General features: G+C 65.4%; 16 protein-coding genes and 1 tRNA gene. 6 read left to right on the top strand and 11 right to left on the bottom strand.

What is annotated here, in order from left to right:
- Nucleotides 1-3: 3 nt before the first annotated feature.
- Nucleotides 4-1,713 carry an alpha/beta fold hydrolase gene (locus KCG44_RS12110; protein WP_218446378.1) on the bottom strand — a complete coding sequence of 570 codons (1,710 nt, stop codon included), beginning with the start codon at nucleotides 1,711-1,713 and terminating at the stop codon, nucleotides 4-6.
- A 119-nt stretch (nucleotides 1,714-1,832) separates the two neighbouring features.
- Here KCG44_RS12110 and KCG44_RS12105 point away from each other — a divergent pair, with 119 nt between their 5' ends.
- Nucleotides 1,833-2,729, top strand: coding sequence for a DMT family transporter (locus KCG44_RS12105; protein WP_218446377.1), 897 nt, complete (start codon nucleotides 1,833-1,835; stop codon nucleotides 2,727-2,729).
- Between the two features lie 9 nt (nucleotides 2,730-2,738).
- Here KCG44_RS12105 and KCG44_RS12100 read toward each other — a convergent pair whose 3' ends face one another.
- Entirely contained in the window at nucleotides 2,739-3,233 is a 495-nt protein-coding gene (locus KCG44_RS12100) for a DUF6265 family protein (protein ID WP_218446376.1), read from the bottom strand.
- Nucleotides 3,230-4,681, bottom strand: a complete 1,452-nt coding sequence (gene pyk, locus KCG44_RS12095) for a pyruvate kinase (protein ID WP_218446375.1) — start codon at nucleotides 4,679-4,681, stop codon at nucleotides 3,230-3,232. The genes KCG44_RS12100 and pyk overlap by 4 nt, the downstream gene beginning before the upstream one ends.
- A gap of 72 nt (nucleotides 4,682-4,753) precedes the next feature.
- Here pyk and KCG44_RS12090 point away from each other — a divergent pair, with 72 nt between their 5' ends.
- Together KCG44_RS12090 and KCG44_RS12085 are read left to right on the top strand one after the other, a co-directional pair.
- Complete coding sequence (locus KCG44_RS12090; protein ID WP_218446374.1) at nucleotides 4,754-5,077, top strand: DUF1244 domain-containing protein; 324 nt, start codon at nucleotides 4,754-4,756, stop codon at nucleotides 5,075-5,077.
- Between the two features lie 130 nt (nucleotides 5,078-5,207).
- Nucleotides 5,208-5,453: a DUF2312 domain-containing protein gene (locus KCG44_RS12085; RefSeq protein ID WP_218446373.1), complete on the top strand. Its 246-nt coding sequence runs from the start codon at nucleotides 5,208-5,210 to the stop codon at nucleotides 5,451-5,453.
- Between the two features lie 160 nt (nucleotides 5,454-5,613).
- Here the strand turns inward: KCG44_RS12085 and KCG44_RS12080 are convergent, their stop codons facing one another.
- The 4 genes from KCG44_RS12080 to KCG44_RS14445 all read right to left on the bottom strand — a co-directional run bounded on the left by KCG44_RS12080 (nucleotide 5,614) and on the right by KCG44_RS14445 (nucleotide 9,511).
- Nucleotides 5,614-6,564 carry an acetyl-CoA carboxylase carboxyltransferase subunit alpha gene (locus KCG44_RS12080; protein WP_218446372.1) on the bottom strand — a complete coding sequence of 317 codons (951 nt, stop codon included), beginning with the start codon at nucleotides 6,562-6,564 and terminating at the stop codon, nucleotides 5,614-5,616.
- Between the two features lie 142 nt (nucleotides 6,565-6,706).
- On the bottom strand, nucleotides 6,707-7,609 hold the full coding sequence (locus KCG44_RS12075; protein ID WP_255536552.1) for a tyrosine recombinase: 903 nt from the start codon (nucleotides 7,607-7,609) through the stop codon (nucleotides 6,707-6,709).
- The gene (locus tag KCG44_RS12070; protein WP_218446370.1) at nucleotides 7,609-9,402 is read right to left on the bottom strand and encodes a hypothetical protein; all 1,794 of its coding nucleotides are present in this window, start codon (nucleotides 9,400-9,402) and stop codon (nucleotides 7,609-7,611) included. The genes KCG44_RS12075 and KCG44_RS12070 overlap by 1 nt, the downstream gene beginning before the upstream one ends.
- Nucleotides 9,386-9,511 carry a hypothetical protein gene (locus KCG44_RS14445; RefSeq protein ID WP_255536551.1) on the bottom strand — a complete coding sequence of 42 codons (126 nt, stop codon included), beginning with the start codon at nucleotides 9,509-9,511 and terminating at the stop codon, nucleotides 9,386-9,388. The genes KCG44_RS12070 and KCG44_RS14445 overlap by 17 nt, the downstream gene beginning before the upstream one ends.
- A gap of 83 nt (nucleotides 9,512-9,594) precedes the next feature.
- Between KCG44_RS14445 and KCG44_RS12065 the strand changes: the two genes are divergently transcribed.
- From KCG44_RS12065 to pgeF, 3 genes are read left to right on the top strand one after another with little or no spacing between them, the layout of a single operon-like run.
- Nucleotides 9,595-10,155, top strand: a complete 561-nt coding sequence (locus KCG44_RS12065) for a shikimate kinase (RefSeq protein ID WP_218446369.1) — start codon at nucleotides 9,595-9,597, stop codon at nucleotides 10,153-10,155.
- Nucleotides 10,152-11,246: a 3-dehydroquinate synthase gene (aroB, locus tag KCG44_RS12060; RefSeq protein WP_218446368.1), complete on the top strand. Its 1,095-nt coding sequence runs from the start codon at nucleotides 10,152-10,154 to the stop codon at nucleotides 11,244-11,246. Before KCG44_RS12065 ends, aroB begins: the two co-directional genes overlap by 4 nt.
- Complete coding sequence (pgeF, locus tag KCG44_RS12055) at nucleotides 11,243-12,031, top strand: peptidoglycan editing factor PgeF (RefSeq protein WP_218446367.1); 789 nt, start codon at nucleotides 11,243-11,245, stop codon at nucleotides 12,029-12,031. Before aroB ends, pgeF begins: the two co-directional genes overlap by 4 nt.
- On the opposite strand, the gene KCG44_RS12050 is transcribed toward pgeF, so the two are convergent.
- From KCG44_RS12050 to KCG44_RS12035, 4 genes are all read right to left on the bottom strand, one after another.
- Entirely contained in the window at nucleotides 12,014-12,331 is a 318-nt protein-coding gene (locus KCG44_RS12050) for a hypothetical protein (protein ID WP_218446366.1), read from the bottom strand. The two genes, pgeF and KCG44_RS12050, sit on opposite strands and share 18 nt — an antisense overlap.
- Complete coding sequence (locus KCG44_RS12045; protein ID WP_218446365.1) at nucleotides 12,331-13,866, bottom strand: TadA family conjugal transfer-associated ATPase; 1,536 nt, start codon at nucleotides 13,864-13,866, stop codon at nucleotides 12,331-12,333. The genes KCG44_RS12050 and KCG44_RS12045 overlap by 1 nt, the downstream gene beginning before the upstream one ends.
- 262 nt (nucleotides 13,867-14,128) lie before the next feature.
- A tRNA-Thr gene (locus KCG44_RS12040) sits at nucleotides 14,129-14,204 on the bottom strand.
- Between the two features lie 64 nt (nucleotides 14,205-14,268).
- The gene (locus tag KCG44_RS12035; RefSeq protein WP_218446364.1) at nucleotides 14,269-14,541 is read right to left on the bottom strand and encodes a BolA family protein; all 273 of its coding nucleotides are present in this window, start codon (nucleotides 14,539-14,541) and stop codon (nucleotides 14,269-14,271) included.
- Nucleotides 14,542-14,571 lie beyond the last annotated feature (30 nt).

The raw sequence follows: 14,571 nt of genomic DNA, 5'->3' as shown, positions 1-14,571 counted from the left end.
CCATCACGCGGCCGCCTGTTCGTCCAGGCTTTCAAGCGCAGCGAGGAATGCGCCCCAGTGGCTGTACAGCAAATATTGGCCGGCCCCCTCGACCATGGTTACCTGCGTATGCGGAACGGCGCGGCAATACCCCTCCTTATACGCGGCGGTCGCGACGAGATCGCCGTCACCCAGCACGATCCGAACGGGCACCGTCAGTGACGCGCCGTCTGCCGACCAGTCGGTCAGGACAAGCGGGCAGTCCTTGACGAAACCGCCGCCGCCCTGGGCCGCCGTGTGCCGCAGGCCATCGACGATGGCGGCATAGGCGTCCGGCATGGCAAGAGCGGCCATGTCGGCGGGAATGTCCCGGTGCAGCGCCTCGATAAACTGGTCATGCTTTCCCGCCTTGATCAGCGCCGTGCCCGCCCGGACCACGAATGTCAGCGCCGCCGGCGCATGGCGCGTCGTGCGCGCGACAAGCCGCTGACGCGGCGGCAGCGCCTTCATCATCCTGTCGTCCCAATAGGGCGCATGGCTGATAAGCATCAGGGCACGCGTGCGCGCCGCTTCGGCCAGTGCGAAATGCTGCGCATAAAGGCTTCCTGCGGCATGTCCGGCGGCGATGACGCGCCCGATATCCAAATGGTCCAGCAATGCCCGCGCGTCCCGCGTCACCTGCGCGACAAGCTCGCGTCCCTCTGCCTTCACCGGATCGGACAGTCCGAAACCCGGCCGGGAAATCGCAATGACGCGCCAGCCGCGCTCGACACAGGCCGCCGCGCATTTGTCGGTCAGATAGCAGCCGTAAAGCATGTTGTGGAAAAACAGCACGGCACGGCCATCCGGGTCGCCATGTTCGACATAGGCGAGCGAGCGCCCGTCACTCAGCCGCAGCGACGTTTCCCGCCGGGCGGCAACCGGCTTCAGATGCGGCGCCACACGGCTGCGCGCCGCCTGACTATAAGCGTAATTGGCCGCGAAACCGCACACCATCTTGATCAGGCCCGCAATGCCGTTCGCGCCGGTTTTCTGCGTGATCTGGCGCACCTGCGTGCGCACCGTGTGCATGGACACGCCGCGCCGTTCGGCAATTTCAGCGACCTGCAGCCCCTGCCCCAGCGATGCGGCGACCGCAGCCTCCGCATCGCTCAGGCTGAAGGCGCTGCCAAACGCCGCCGCCGCGGCCTCGTCAATGCGCAGGCTCACCGCGCTTAACAGATATTGGCTGCGCGGGCCCGTCGCGGCGCTTTCGACCTGCGTCGCGAGCAGGCATTCCGGCGCGTCGGCATTGCCGATGTCGCACGGCACGAACAGGAACGGCGGCGCATCCCGCTCGCATGTCCATGTCAGCAATCGCCGCACGGCGTGCGCCGACAGGGTGGACTCGCCAAGCGCCGCGCGCGCCCTGCACGCGGTGACGGCGATCGCGTTCCGATTTGCCGCCAGCACGGTTCCCGCCCGGTCGATGACGATCCCGATGCCGGGGGTCATCTCGGCCAGCTGTTCAGGCGTCCGCTCGGCCGCGCGCAGACGGTCGGCCTGCTCCAGAATCATCTGCGAACGTGCGAAATGCTGCGGCATCACGGTATCCTCGAACCGCGCGCTCCCGGCGGCGTTCAGTTCGGTCAGAAACTCGTCCCATGCCTGCATCAGCGCGTCATAGCGCTCGGGCTCGACGGTGGCGGCATAGCTCTCGTCGATCAGGCGTTCCGGATCTGGCGTCTCCGTCAAATGACGGCCCCCCGCGCGAAATGTCATCGCGGCTGCGTACAGAAAAACCGCCCGCTTCGCCATTGGCTAAGTTGGCGGGGCGACCCGGCCCCGTCCCCGCGCTAACAGCGAGGCTGCTCATGCCCCGTTCGCTCCCTCCCGCCCTCGCCGGTCCCTTCTGGATTGTCTGCTCCTCCCTGCTGTTCGCCGCGGGCTGGACGTTCATCAAGCTGGCGGGCGCGGATATTCATCCGTTCGCCGTCGTCTTCTGGCGCTGCCTGATCGGCGCGCTGCTGCTCAGCCCCTTTGTCCTGTCCGGCCATGTGAAAATGCCGCTCGGCAGGATGGGCGGACATATCGGCCGGGCGACCTCCGGCATTATCGCGATGTTCTGCACATTCTACGCGCTCGCCAATGCGCCCATCGCCACCGTGCAGGCGATCACCTTTGCCGCGCCCGTCTTCGCCACGGTCGGGGCGGTGCTCTTTCTGGGCGAGAAGGTGCGCATGCGCCGCGTCGCAGCGCTTGGCATCGGCTTTGCAGGCGTGATGGTCGTGCTTCAGCCCTGGTCGCAGCCGCTCACCATCGGCGTCTCCGTTGCTGTCATCGCCGCCCTCGCCATGGCCGTCACGACTATCGCCATCAAGAAGCTCGTCGGTTTCGACAGGCCCATGACCGTGGTCGCGTGGAGCTTCGTGCTTCCCATTCTGCCCAGCCTGTTTGCGGCCAGCTTCGTCTGGACCTGGCCCCAGCCGCGGACCTGGCTGTATCTCCTCGGCATTGGCATTTTCACGCTGGCGGGCCAAAGCGCCATGGTCCGCGCCTTCAGCCTGGCGGAGGCGAGCGCGATCATGCCCTATGACTTTGTGCGTTTCGGTTTCATTCTTGCCATCGGCGTCACGCTGTTTGGCGAAGCGCTGAGCCCCGCCGTGCTGATCGGCGGCGGCATCATCCTGGCGAGCGCCATCTATCTGGCGTATCGCGAGGCGCAGCTGGCGCGTACGACAGGGCCCGCGAGCGCCAAACCACTGATTTAGACGGCGCGCCTATTCCGCGCGCTGATATTCGAACAGTTCATGGCGGACGCCGTCTTTCGTTCCGACCCTTAGCCCGACCCGCATCTCGTCGTCACCGGCGCGCTGCAAGGTGACGCCGTCAAACCACGCCGTATCGTCCGAAATGGCGACCAGCGGGAACTCGACGATCTCGTCCTTCTCTTCCCAACCGGTAAGGTCGCGGTTGAAGTGCTTCAGACGGTAAACCAGCGAGCCCTCGCGCTCCTCGATCAGGATGAATTCGTAAAAGCCCGCTTTGCCGTCCTTGACATAGCGGAACATCCCCATCATCTGCCCGTCCGTGGCGGCGGCGTAGACCTCCTCCGTCTCACCGCCCAGCCCCTTGCCGACCCAGTGGCCCACCAGCCATTGGAGCGATGCCAGGGTCGCTGGCGGCGAAACCGCGCCCTCGTCCAGCGATCGCACATCGGGTGTCCCCGTAAACGCCATAAGCGTCAGGCTGAGCGCGACGATCACCGATTTCATGGCGACTTCCGATCCAGTTCATCTCCGGAAACACGGGTGACATGTAGCACATTTGTGCTGCCGGGTGTACCAAAGGGGACGCCCGCCATGACGATCATGCGGTCACCGGCCTCGACGAGCATGGTCCTCAGCGCCATGCGCTTTGATTTCGCGACCATTTCCTCAAAATTGCCGACATCACGCGTCTGCACGGCATAGACCCCCCATAACAGCCCGATGCGCCGCGCTGTCTCGCGTTTCGGCGTCAGGACAAGCAGCGGCACGGGCAGCCGCTCGCGGCTGGCCCGGCGCGCGGTCGAGCCGGACGACGTGAAGCAGCTGACAAGCGCGCATGGCACCGTCTGCAGCACCTGCCCCGCCGCCGTCGACATCGCGTCCGCCGTGGTCGGCTGCGGCATGGTCTCGGTGAAATGCACATGACGCCCGAACTCCGGATCGGCTTCCGCCTCCAGCGCGATGGCATGCATCATTTTCACCGCCTCGATCGGATAGTCGCCTGCCGCCGTCTCCGCCGACAGCATCAATGCGTCCGCGCCTTCGTAAATCGCATTGGCGACATCGCTGACCTCGGCGCGGGTGGGCGTGGGCGATGTAATCATGGAATCCAGCATCTGCGTTGCCACGACGACGGCCTTGCCGGCACGCCGCGCCAGCTGCACGATCTCTTTCTGTGCGCGCGGCACCTGTTCCGGTGGCAGTTCGACGCCCAGATCGCCGCGGGCCACCATCAGGGCATCGGACATTTCCAATATGTCCTCCAGCCTGTCCATCGCGCGCGGCTTCTCGATCTTCGCCAGCAGCGCCGCGCGCCCGGCGATCAGCCGCCGCGCCTCGGCCACGTCGTCCGGACGCTGCACAAAGCTCAGCGCGATCCAGTCGACACCCTGGTCCAGCGCGAAATCCAGATCGCGGCGATCCTTTTCGGTCAGGGCGGGCAGCGGGATGACCGCGTCGGGCACATTGATGCCCTTGCGGTCATTCAGCTCGCCATCGTTCATGACGGTCGTCTCGATCCGGTCATCGCCCGCCATATCGATGTGCAGTGCCAGCTTGCCATCGTTCAGCAGCAGGCGCTGCCCCGCCTCGACGGCGGTGAAAATCTCCGGATGCGGCAGGTAAACGCGCGTCTTGTCGCCCGGTGCCTCATTCTGATCCAGGATGAAACGCGCGCCCTCATTCAGATGGACCGGCCCGTCCGCGAACGTTCCGATGCGGATCTTCGGCCCCTGCAGATCGGCCAGAATCGTCATCGGACGCCCCAGCTTTTCCTCCAGCGCACGAATATGGCCGATGACGGCGCGGTGATCGTCATGCGATCCGTGGCTCATATTGACGCGGAATGCGTCGGCACCGGCGCGGTACAGCGCCTCGATACGATCGGGCGCGTGCGATGCCGGCCCCAAAGTTGCCAATATGCGGACCTTGCGCCTGCGCGGTTCGATGTTCACCTATAGCCTCCCGAGACTGATAGGCCGGAGCCTTTGCCGCCCCGGCGCGAAAGTGCAAGCGAAGGATTCATGATGACTGACAGCGCTCATAACAGCGTAGACGCCGCCACCCGCACCGAACTGGAGGCCGCGGCCTTTCGCCGACTGGTCGATCATTTGCGCCGCCGCACCGATGTCCAGAATATCGACCTGATGGGGCATTCCGGTTTTTGCCGCAATTGCCTTGGCGACTGGTATCTGGAAGCCGCCGAAGCGCGCGGTGTCGAAATGTCGAAGGACGAGGCCCGCACCGCCATTTACGGCATGCCCCCCGCGCAGTGGAAAGACCGCTACCAGCGGCCCGCGACGGAGGAACAGCTGGCACGGATGCAGGACAGCGTGGCGAAGAACCGCTGACGGTTTCCGCGGCGCCTGGAAACGCGGCGAGCGTCCGGGCCGCTTTTGGCTTGAGACTGGCGGCCCGCTCGCCTATCTCACGCGCCCGCCGCTCATTCCGCGCGCAACCGATCCGATGAAAGATATTGCCATGGCCGACGCCACCCATTCTTCCGAACAGCTCCGCCTATTCATTGAGCGCATCGAACGGCTTGAGGAAGAAAAACAGGCCATCGCCGACGATATCAAGCTGGTCTACGGCGAAGCGAAATCGGAAGGCTTCGATCCAAAGATCATGCGCATGGTCGTCCGCCTGCGGAAAATGGACCGCGGCGACCGGCAGGAACAGGAAGCGCTGCTGGAAACATATAAGGCGGCGCTGGGCCTGGAAGAGTAGCGCCGGTCTTACGAAAGGGTTCCAGCCGCAATCACCTGAATTCCATCATCCCGAGCGTAGTCGAGGGATGATGGGGTTTTGAGCATTGCATCCACCAACACACGTCATACCGGCCTGCGCCGGAGTGACGAGCCCATTATATTTCCGCTCACCCAGCGCCCTAGGCCGCCTGCGCCATCGCCAGAAACTTCTCGCGCCGCTGCCGCCGCAGCTCGTCCGCGTTCAGGCCTTCCAGCGACGCCAGCTCGTCACCGATCGCGTCCGATAGCGTAGCGAAAACCGCCGCCCGGTCACGGTGTGCGCCGCCCAGCGGTTCGCCGACGATACGGTCGATCAGCTTCAGTTCCTTCAGTTCCTTTGCGGAAATCCGCATGGCCGCCGCCGCATTCTCCGCCTTTTCCGCCGCGCGCCACAGGATGGAGGCGCAGCCCTCGGGCGAAATCACCGCGTAGAAGCCGTGCTCCAGCATCAGCACGCGGTTTGCCGCCGCCAGCGCCAGTGCGCCGCCGGACCCGCCCTCGCCGGTAATGGTCGCGATCATCGGCACGCCAAGGCGCAGGCAGGCCGCGGTGCCCTGCGCCAGCGCCTCTGCGGCGCCGCGCTCCTCCGCTTCGATGCCCGGAAACGCACCGGCGGTATCGACGAAGGTCAGCACGGGCAGGCCGAACCGGTCCGCCATCTGCATCAGGCGCACGGCCTTGCGGTAACCCTCGGGTCGGCCCATGCCGAAATTATGCTTGAGCCGGCCTGCGGTGTCGCGGCCCTTCTCATGTCCGATGATCATCACCGGACGGCCGTTGAAGCGCGCCATGCCGCCCATGATCGCCTCATCCTCGGCGAAATAGCGATCTCCCGCCAGCGGTTCGAAATCGGTGAACAGCGCCTCCGCAAAGTCCGTGAAGTGCGGCCGGTTCGGATGCCGCGCGACCTGCGCCTTCTGCCAGGGCGTCAGATTCGCGTAGATGCGCGCCAGTTCGCTATCGACCTTCTTGCGCAGCTTGCGCGTTTCGGCGGCGATGTTGACCGGGCTGCCCTCGGCGCTGCCTTCAAGCGCGTCGATGCGCTCCTGCAGCGCGGCGATGGGTTTTTCAAATTCGAGAAAACTAACCAATTTCAATTCCCGTATGACAGGCTGTGCCATCCCGCTCCCCGCGCTCTGCAAGCCGCCAACATAGCCTCGGGGCTGGCAGGACAGGGGGTCCGGAATGTCACTGCGATTGCATATAAAGCGCTAGGACCCGGAAACTCGCCGGTCAACGCCTGTCCGTCCCGTCGGCCAGCGGATGTTTCGCGTTCACAAGCGCCACGAGGGTGTCCGACTGGACATGCGTATAGATCTGCGTTGTCGCAATATCGGCATGGCCGAGCATCGTCTGCAACGCGCGCAGGTCCGCCCCGCCCTCCAGCAAATGCGTGGCAAAGGCATGGCGCAGGACATGCGGGCTGACCCGTTCGGGCGGGATCCCCGCCTCTGCGGCGCATGCGCGGACAATCTGGAACAGACGCACCCGGGTCAGATGCCCCTTACGCGACGGGAACAGATAGACACCGCCCTTCGGCAGGGTCGCCGCCCATGCCCGCGCCGCGTCGGCCGCGCGCGCGCCGATGGGCACCATGCGCTCCTTGCCGCCCTTCCCGCGCAGCACCGCGAAGGGCTGCCCTTCCCGGATCGCCGCACGCGGCAGCGAGACGAGTTCGGTCGCGCGCAGGCCCGACCCGTACAGCAGCTCGAGCAGCGCCTGGTCCCGCAGACCGGCGGATTTTCCGGTCGCGCCGCGCGCTTCTGCAACATGAAACAGGGCCTCGATCTCGGCGCGTGACAGAATTTTCGGCAGCGACCGGCGCGGCGCCGGACTGGGCAGGTCGTCCGCGGGATTGTCGGCGCGGTGCCCGTCGCCCTGCAGGAATTTGAAAAACCGGCGCACCGCCGACAGCTTCCGCGCCAGCGTCGCCGGCGCGGCATCCGCCCAGACCAGCGGCAATGTCTCCAGCGTCGCCGCGTCGGCACCCGCCAGGCTGCCGGAAAGCGCGGCGCTGGCCTGCTTCAGGTCGCGCGCATAGGCGGACACGGTATTCTGTGCCGCGCCGCGTTCGGCGCGCATCATGTCTAGGAACAGCGCGATCGCCTCCGGATCTGCAGGCGTCCCTGCCGACATTATACCCTGCGCAGATAGGCCTCGACGGCCAGCATGCGTGCCTCGTCGCCCAGACCGACCTGCCGCCATGCATCGAGGATGGGGCGCACGTCGCGCGGGCGCACTCCGGACCAGCCGCCCTGCAGGCCGATGGCCGACAGGACGGCGACTTCACCGCGCCGTCCCTTTTTCGCCGCACGGGCCAGCGCCTCGGTATGGATATCCTCGCGACTGTCGACACCGAAATCCTCGAACAGGCTGCTCCATTTGCCGCCGCTTATCCGGCCAAGCCCGGCCAGCGAGGACAGGATACTGCCGATGCCGGCGCGCGCGCGGGTCTCATCCTCTTCCGCAAGCGTGCGATAGGCGGCGCGGAACAGGTTCGGCTCCAGCGGCACGACACCGCCGCGATCCGCCAGCACCAGCATTGCCCAGCCTTCCAGTTTCAGCGGGTCATCGGCGGCCGACAGGACCGGCCACCACGCCAGCGCCTGATTGTAGCGGCCCGCCGACAGCATCGATTCAATGAGCGCGGGTGCCTCCTTGGCAAGCGCACTGCTCGGCTCGATCCTGGCCGCCGCCGGTCCCGTCGCGATCAGTGCAGCATGCCGTTCGGTCGGCGTCTCTGCCGCGTCCCAGATTTCGCGCATGGCAGTAATGCGTTCCGTCGGCGTTCGTCCGGCATAGGCTGCCCGCATGCTCAGCACGGACTTCGGGACTTCACCGTCTTTCGCGCGGGCCGCCTGCAGCGCGGATATCGCCGCCATCTCGCGTGCGGACACGATTCCGGCGGAGGCCGCGGGAATCGCGGCGGCCGCGCGCTGCGCCACGGGTGTCTGCGCGCTCCGAAAGGCCCAGCCGCTGGCCGCCACGGGCGCGTCGGCCCATGCCTCGGCGGGAATTTCAAGCTCGGCTGCGGTCGCCATGCCGACGCGATAGGCATTCAGGCGTTTGTCGTCTTCCCAGTCGATATTCGCCGCCCGCCCGACACCGCCCGCCAGGCTGGTCACCCGTTCGGCGAGCAGAATGTCGAAATCACTGGCCTGTTCCGCGCGGCGCAGGCGGTTGAACAGGGTCGCGGAGGTGCCCTCGTCACCTTCCAGACCGCTGCAAACCGCCGCCATCAAAAGCCAGAAATCGTCTTTCGATATCACCTGCGCCGTCGTTTCCAGCGGACATAGTGCTGGAATATCGGCGGCGGCGACATGCACCTGGCTCGCAACCTGATACAGGCGCGGCGTGAACGCATCGACGGGCAGACCGTCAATCAACAGCTTGGCGCCGTCGACCTCCCCCATCTTCAGGAGCAGGAGCGCTCTTTCCGCCACCCAGTCCGCATCGCGGATTTCGCGCGGCGTCTCAACATGGCTCAGGAGCGCGCGGCGCAGCACGATGTGCGCCCAGCGCGACGCGGGCGGCGCGTCCAGCCTGCGCATCATCGCCGCCATGAAGCCGCCATGTGATCCGGCGAATGTCTGCGGGCCATAACCACCGCGCGCCGGTGTCAGCGGCCCTGCGCGGGACATGTCGCGCACCGATTTCGGTGCGGTATCGAGCGGGTCTGGCGGTGCGGGGGGCAGGGCGGCGACAACGGCCGGCGGGCCCGTTTCGGCGGGCCCGGCCTCTTCCGCCGCCTGGTCCAGCGGCGACGGCGTCGCAGGTTCGGCCGCGGGCATGGCGGACGGCGCAGCGGTTTCCGGTGCGGGCGGCTCATCGAAAATGTCGGGCAGCAGGCTTTGCTGCGTGAACGCGGGCGCCGCCAGCACGGCCGCAATCGCGGCGACCGACAGCGTGCGCTTATAGGCCGAGCGCATCGGCGCTGACTTCCTGTTCGACTTCCGTCTGCGCGGCGGGCACATCCTGAAACCCGAACCACAGCGCCATCCCCACCAGCACAAGCAGGATCAGCAATAGCAACAACATTAGCAAACGGCCCAAAGAACTTCACCTTCCAGTAACGGGATACGCGCACATATACCCGGCACCACTCGCATGGGCCGACAGTCATGTGTATAGCCATCCTCGTGAGCCAGAGCGAACCGAAAAACAAGGACGGGCCGCTGGTCCTCGTCGGCCTGATGGGGGCCGGGAAATCCACCATTGGCCGCCGCCTGGCCGCGCGGCTGAATATCGGCTTCGTCGACGCCGATGACGAGATCGAACTGGCCGCCGGGCTGAGCATCGCGGAGATTTTCGAGCGCTACGGCGAAGCGCATTTCCGCGATGGCGAACGGCGTGTCATCGCCCGTTTGATGGAAGAAGGCCGGCAGGTCATCGCGACGGGCGGTGGTGCCTTCATCGATCCCGACACGCGCAGCGCGATCCTCGCCAATGCCATCGCCATTTGGCTGGATGCGGACATTGCGACGCTGGCGGAGCGCGTGGCGCGGCGGAACCACCGTCCGCTTCTGGTCGGCAAGGACCCTGCCACCGTCCTCAGAGACCTCGCGGACATAAGAAACCCGTTCTATGCGCAGGCCCATATCCATATTTCCAGCACGCCGACGCCGCATGTGCGTACGGTGGAGCGGGTGGTGGACGAACTCGAAAGCCGAAAGCTGATATGACCCGCATCGATGTCGCCCTTGGCGGGCGCAGCTATCCCATCCTGATCGAGAGCGGCCTTCTTTCCCGCGCGGGCCAGAGCATCGCCGCGCCCGGCGGCGGCCGCGCGCAGGTGATCGTCACCGATCAGACCGTCGCCGCGCATCATCTGGACGGCTTCCTGCGCGGTCTCGACCGGCCATCGGAAACCATCGTCCTCGCCGCAGGCGAAGCGACCAAAAGCTGGGCGAATCTCGAAATACTATGCGAACAGCTTCTCTCGTTCGGCGTGGAACGGGGAGACAATATCATCGCGCTTGGCGGCGGCGTCATTGGCGATCTCACCGGGTTTGCCGCGTCGATCATCCGGCGCGGCTGCCAGTTCGTACAGGTTCCGACCACGCTCCTCGCGCAGGTCGATTCCTCCGTCGGCGGCAAGACCGCCATCAACAGCCGCGCGGGCAAGAATCTGGTCGGCGCCTTTCATCAGCCAAGCCTGGTGCTGATCGACCCGGATGTGCTGACGACACTACCGGCAAGGGAATTGCGCGCGGGCTATGCCGAGGTCGCCAAATACGGCCTGATCGGCGACGCGCCGTTCTTCGACTGGTGCGAGAGGAACGCCGCCACGCTGCTGGCGGGCGACACCGCCGCCCTGACCGAAGCCATCGCCGTCTCCTGCCGCAGCAAGGCAGCGGTCGTCGCCGCCGACGAACGCGAAACGGACGACATGCGTGCGCTGCTGAACCTTGGCCATACGTTCGGCCATGCGCTGGAGGCGGAGGGCGGCTATTCCGGCGACCTGCTTCACGGCGAAGCCGTCGCGATCGGCATGATCCTGGCGTTCCGCTATTCCGCGCGTCGGGGCCTGTGCGGCAGTGCGGATGCAGACCGTGTTGCCGACCATTTCGCCGCGCATGACATGGCGGTCGCGATCCCCGGTTTCGCGCGCGACCCGGACCGTCTGATCGGCCATATGCGGCAGGACAAGAAGGCGCGCGGCGGCCAGGTTCCGCTGATCCTGGCACGCGGCATCGGAAAGGCGTTCGTCGCGCATGACGTCGACCTTGCCGATGTGCGCGCCTTTCTTGCCGAAGAGATCGCAAAGCTATGACACCCCCCTTCATCACCGCATCCGCACTCGGCGTTCCGCACGGGTTTTTCGGCCGTCAGGGCGGCGTATCGACCGGTCCGATGGCGAGCCTCCAATGCGGCTTCGGCGCGGATGATGACATTGAGGCGATCCGGCAGAACCGCGCGCGCGCCGCCGCCGCCATCCTGCCGGGTGCGCCCCTTTCCTCGGTCAGGCAGGTGCACGGCACGCGGGTCATCACGGTAACGGACAGCATCGCCGAGGATGCCCGCCCAGAGGCCGATGCCCTTGTCACCGACCGGCCCGGCCGGATTCTCGGCATATTGACGGCGGACTGCGCGCCTCTCCTGTTCGCCGACGCGAAGGCGGGCGTCGTCGGTGCGGCCCATGCGGGCTGGAAGGGCGCGTTTGCCGATATTGCCGGTGCCACCGTCGCGGCCATGTGCGCGCTTGGCGCGACGCGGGCAGGCATTGTGGCCGCCATCGGGCCGTGCATTGCGCGCGGCAGCTATGAAGTGGATGCGGGCTTTTACCAGCGCTTCTGCGCCAGCGACCCGGAAAATGACCGCTTCTTCGCGAACGGGACGCGGGCGGGCCACCACCAGTTCGATCTGGAGGCTTTCAATGCGGCGCGCCTTGCGGCGGCGGGCATCTCGAATGTGATTTGTCTCGGCCGCGACACCTATGCCGAAGCGGAACATTATTATTCCTATCGCCGCGCGACCCATCGCGGCGAGCCGGATTACGGACGGCAGATCAGCCTGATCGCACGCCCGGACGATCCGGCGTCACCCGGCACCATCTAGCGGGCGGCACACCGCGACGGTGCGCTTCGACAGCAGCAGCATCGCACCGTCCTCGGCAAGGAACGGAAAGAAAGAGCGTGTATCGTTAAGGCAGTCGAGCACGCGCTCACCGACCCCGACAAAAATATGTCCCGTCAGGTTCGTGCCGTCCTCCAGAACCACTTCGACCGCCTGTTTGCTTTTCGTCCGCACGCGGCGCTTCATGCGGACCCCGGCCCGCACGATGCTTTGCGTCACGGCCTCGGGCACGCTGCCATCGTCCGCCTGCCCGAAACCCGATAGATCATCTTGCGTTTCCATTACAGACAGGCCTCCAGCAGGGGTTTCTCAAATCCGTATCCCTTCGCCTTTTCGAGCGCATGGGGACGCAGGCCGAGGGAGCGGTACTCGCCAATGATCTTGCCATCCTCATCCTCGTCAAGATACTGGAATTTAAATAATTCTTGCGTGATGATTATATTCCCTTCCATGCCGCAGACTTCGGTGATGGATGTACAGCGGCGGGAACCATCGCGCAGGCGCTTGACCTGAACGATGACGTCGACGGAATCGGCGATCTGGCGCGAAATGGCTTCCTTGGGGATCTTGATGTCGCTCATCAGGACCATGTTTTCCATGCGGCCCAGGCATTCACGCGGGCTGTTGGCGTGGAGCGTACACATGGACCCGTCATGGCCGGTATTCATGGCGGCCAGCAGGTCGAAGGCCTCGCGCCCGCGAATTTCGCCAAGGATCACACGGTCAGGGCGCATGCGCAGCGAGTTGACCACCAGATCGCGGATGGAGATGGCGCCCTTGCCCTCCAGATTTGCCGGCCGCGTTTCCAGCGGCAGCACATGCGGCTGCTGCAGGCGCAGCTCGGCGGCATCCTCGATCGTGATCACGCGCTCGCCGGGATCGACCATCTTGCTGAGGGCGTTCAGCATGGTGGTCTTGCCCGAGCCCGTGCCGCCGGAGATGACGATGTTGAAGCGGCTGGCGGCCATCACCTTCAGCGCGGTGCACATGCGGTCATCCATCGCGCCCCAGTCGCGCAGATTTTCCAACGTGATCGGCTTTTCAGAGAATTTGCGAATGGAGATCGCCGTCCCCTTCAGGGACAAAGGCGGCACGATGACGTTGACGCGCGATCCGTCTTCAAGCCGGGCATCGGCCAGCGGCGTGGTCTGATCGACGCGGCGGCCGACACGGTTGACGATGCGCTGGGCGACCTGGTTCAGATGTTCTTCATCGCGAAACCGGATATTTGCCAGTTCCAGCTTGCCCGCTTTTTCGATGTAGGTCTGGTCCGGACCATTGACCATGATGTCGGTAATCGAATTATCGGCCAGCAGTTCTTCCAGCGGGCCAAGGCCGAGCAGTTCGTCGACCAGCACCTTTTCCAGTGCGATCTGCTCGCGCCGGTTCAGTGTCAGCCTCAGCTCGGCCAGCACTTCGCCGGTGATCGGGCCGAATTCGGCGGACAGCTCACTGTTCGAAAGCGCCGCCGCGGCCTCAGGATCGATGCGCTCCAGAAGGCGCGGCATCACCTGTTCCTTGATCCTGTAGATCGACTGCTCGAAACTGCCATGCTCGCTCAGCGCCCTGCCACCGGACGTGCGGCCGCGTTCTTCGAGCCGTTCCATGGCCGCGTGGACAGGGTTTGCGATGATTTCGGTGATCGGCTCCAGCGATGCCTCATCATCCTGAAGCGGCTCGTCGGGTTCCTCTTCGAATTCCGGCACCGCCGCCGCAGCGGCGCTTCCCGCGCCGCGCATCGGCTGCGCATGACCGAAGCCGCCCTTACGGCTGATACTGGCTCCGATTGTTCCTGGTTTACGACCAAACGAACTCATGAACATGTCCCCGGACTGACCAAACCCGCACTGCGCAGGCAATCATTCAGTATCAGCGTTTAACGGCACAGGCTTTCGGAAGTCCTAACCATGACGCTCACGCGCCTTTCCGGCGCGTCCCTCCGTGGTTGCGGGGGCGTCCCTCTTTTGGACCCGCCATACCGGCAAATTTGTCCGGACAATGTCGAGCGGGCGTGCGCGGCAGGGTCGGCGCCGCGCGAGCCTCGCCTGCGCGCCCATATTGACGGGTTGGGAGGAGGAATGGTGCCGGCTATCCGACTCGAACGGATGACCTACCGCTTACAAGGCGGTTGCTCTACCAGCTGAGCTAAGCCGGCACATGGGAGCTTCTGGGCGCTGTCTCTGCGCGGGGCGCGCCTCAAAATCAAGTCACTGAAAGGGCTATTCAGCCTCCGCCTTGATACGAAGCGCATGAATCGGATTGTCCATCAGGCCGCCGAGCGCGGCATAGATGGCCCGCTGCCGCGCCACCCGCGATTGCCCGGCAAAGGCGGGCGCGGTGATCTCCACGGCAAAATGGCTCTCGCCCGACCCGTCATGCCCGGCATGGCCAAGGTGCTGCTCGCTTTCATTGATCACGGTCAGCGACGTTGGCGACAGCGCGTCCCGCAGGCGGCGTTCGATCTCGGCGGCGACGGTCTGAGGGGCGGACATGAGCGCGCATCCTTCTTCATGATTGCGATT

Origin of the sequence: Pacificimonas pallii (assembly GCF_019204005.1) — a bacterium.
Taxonomy (GTDB): Bacteria; Pseudomonadota; Alphaproteobacteria; order Sphingomonadales; family Sphingomonadaceae; genus Pacificimonas; species Pacificimonas pallii.
The sequence above is the reverse complement of the archived record's forward strand: the minus strand, read 5'-3'. Positions and strand labels throughout refer to the sequence as shown.

Coding starts and splice junctions, on each gene's coding strand:
- KCG44_RS12105 (WP_218446377.1), top strand. CDS start 1,833: ATGCCCCGTTCGCTCCCTCCCGCCCTCGCCGGTCCCTTCTGGATTGTC.
- KCG44_RS12100 (WP_218446376.1), bottom strand. CDS start 3,233: ATGAAATCGGTGATCGTCGCGCTCAGCCTGACGCTTATGGCGTTTACG.
- KCG44_RS12090 (WP_218446374.1), top strand. CDS start 4,754: ATGACTGACAGCGCTCATAACAGCGTAGACGCCGCCACCCGCACCGAA.
- KCG44_RS12085 (WP_218446373.1), top strand. CDS start 5,208: ATGGCCGACGCCACCCATTCTTCCGAACAGCTCCGCCTATTCATTGAG.
- KCG44_RS12075 (WP_255536552.1), bottom strand. CDS start 7,609: ATGTCGGCAGGGACGCCTGCAGATCCGGAGGCGATCGCGCTGTTCCTA.
- KCG44_RS12070 (WP_218446370.1), bottom strand. CDS start 9,402: ATGCGCTCGGCCTATAAGCGCACGCTGTCGGTCGCCGCGATTGCGGCC.
- KCG44_RS14445 (WP_255536551.1), bottom strand. CDS start 9,511: ATGTTGTTGCTATTGCTGATCCTGCTTGTGCTGGTGGGGATGGCGCTG.
- KCG44_RS12065 (WP_218446369.1), top strand. CDS start 9,595: ATGTGTATAGCCATCCTCGTGAGCCAGAGCGAACCGAAAAACAAGGAC.
- aroB (WP_218446368.1), top strand. CDS start 10,152: ATGACCCGCATCGATGTCGCCCTTGGCGGGCGCAGCTATCCCATCCTG.
- pgeF (WP_218446367.1), top strand. CDS start 11,243: ATGACACCCCCCTTCATCACCGCATCCGCACTCGGCGTTCCGCACGGG.
- KCG44_RS12050 (WP_218446366.1), bottom strand. CDS start 12,331: ATGGAAACGCAAGATGATCTATCGGGTTTCGGGCAGGCGGACGATGGC.
- KCG44_RS12045 (WP_218446365.1), bottom strand. CDS start 13,866: ATGAGTTCGTTTGGTCGTAAACCAGGAACAATCGGAGCCAGTATCAGC.
- KCG44_RS12035 (WP_218446364.1), bottom strand. CDS start 14,541: ATGTCCGCCCCTCAGACCGTCGCCGCCGAGATCGAACGCCGCCTGCGG.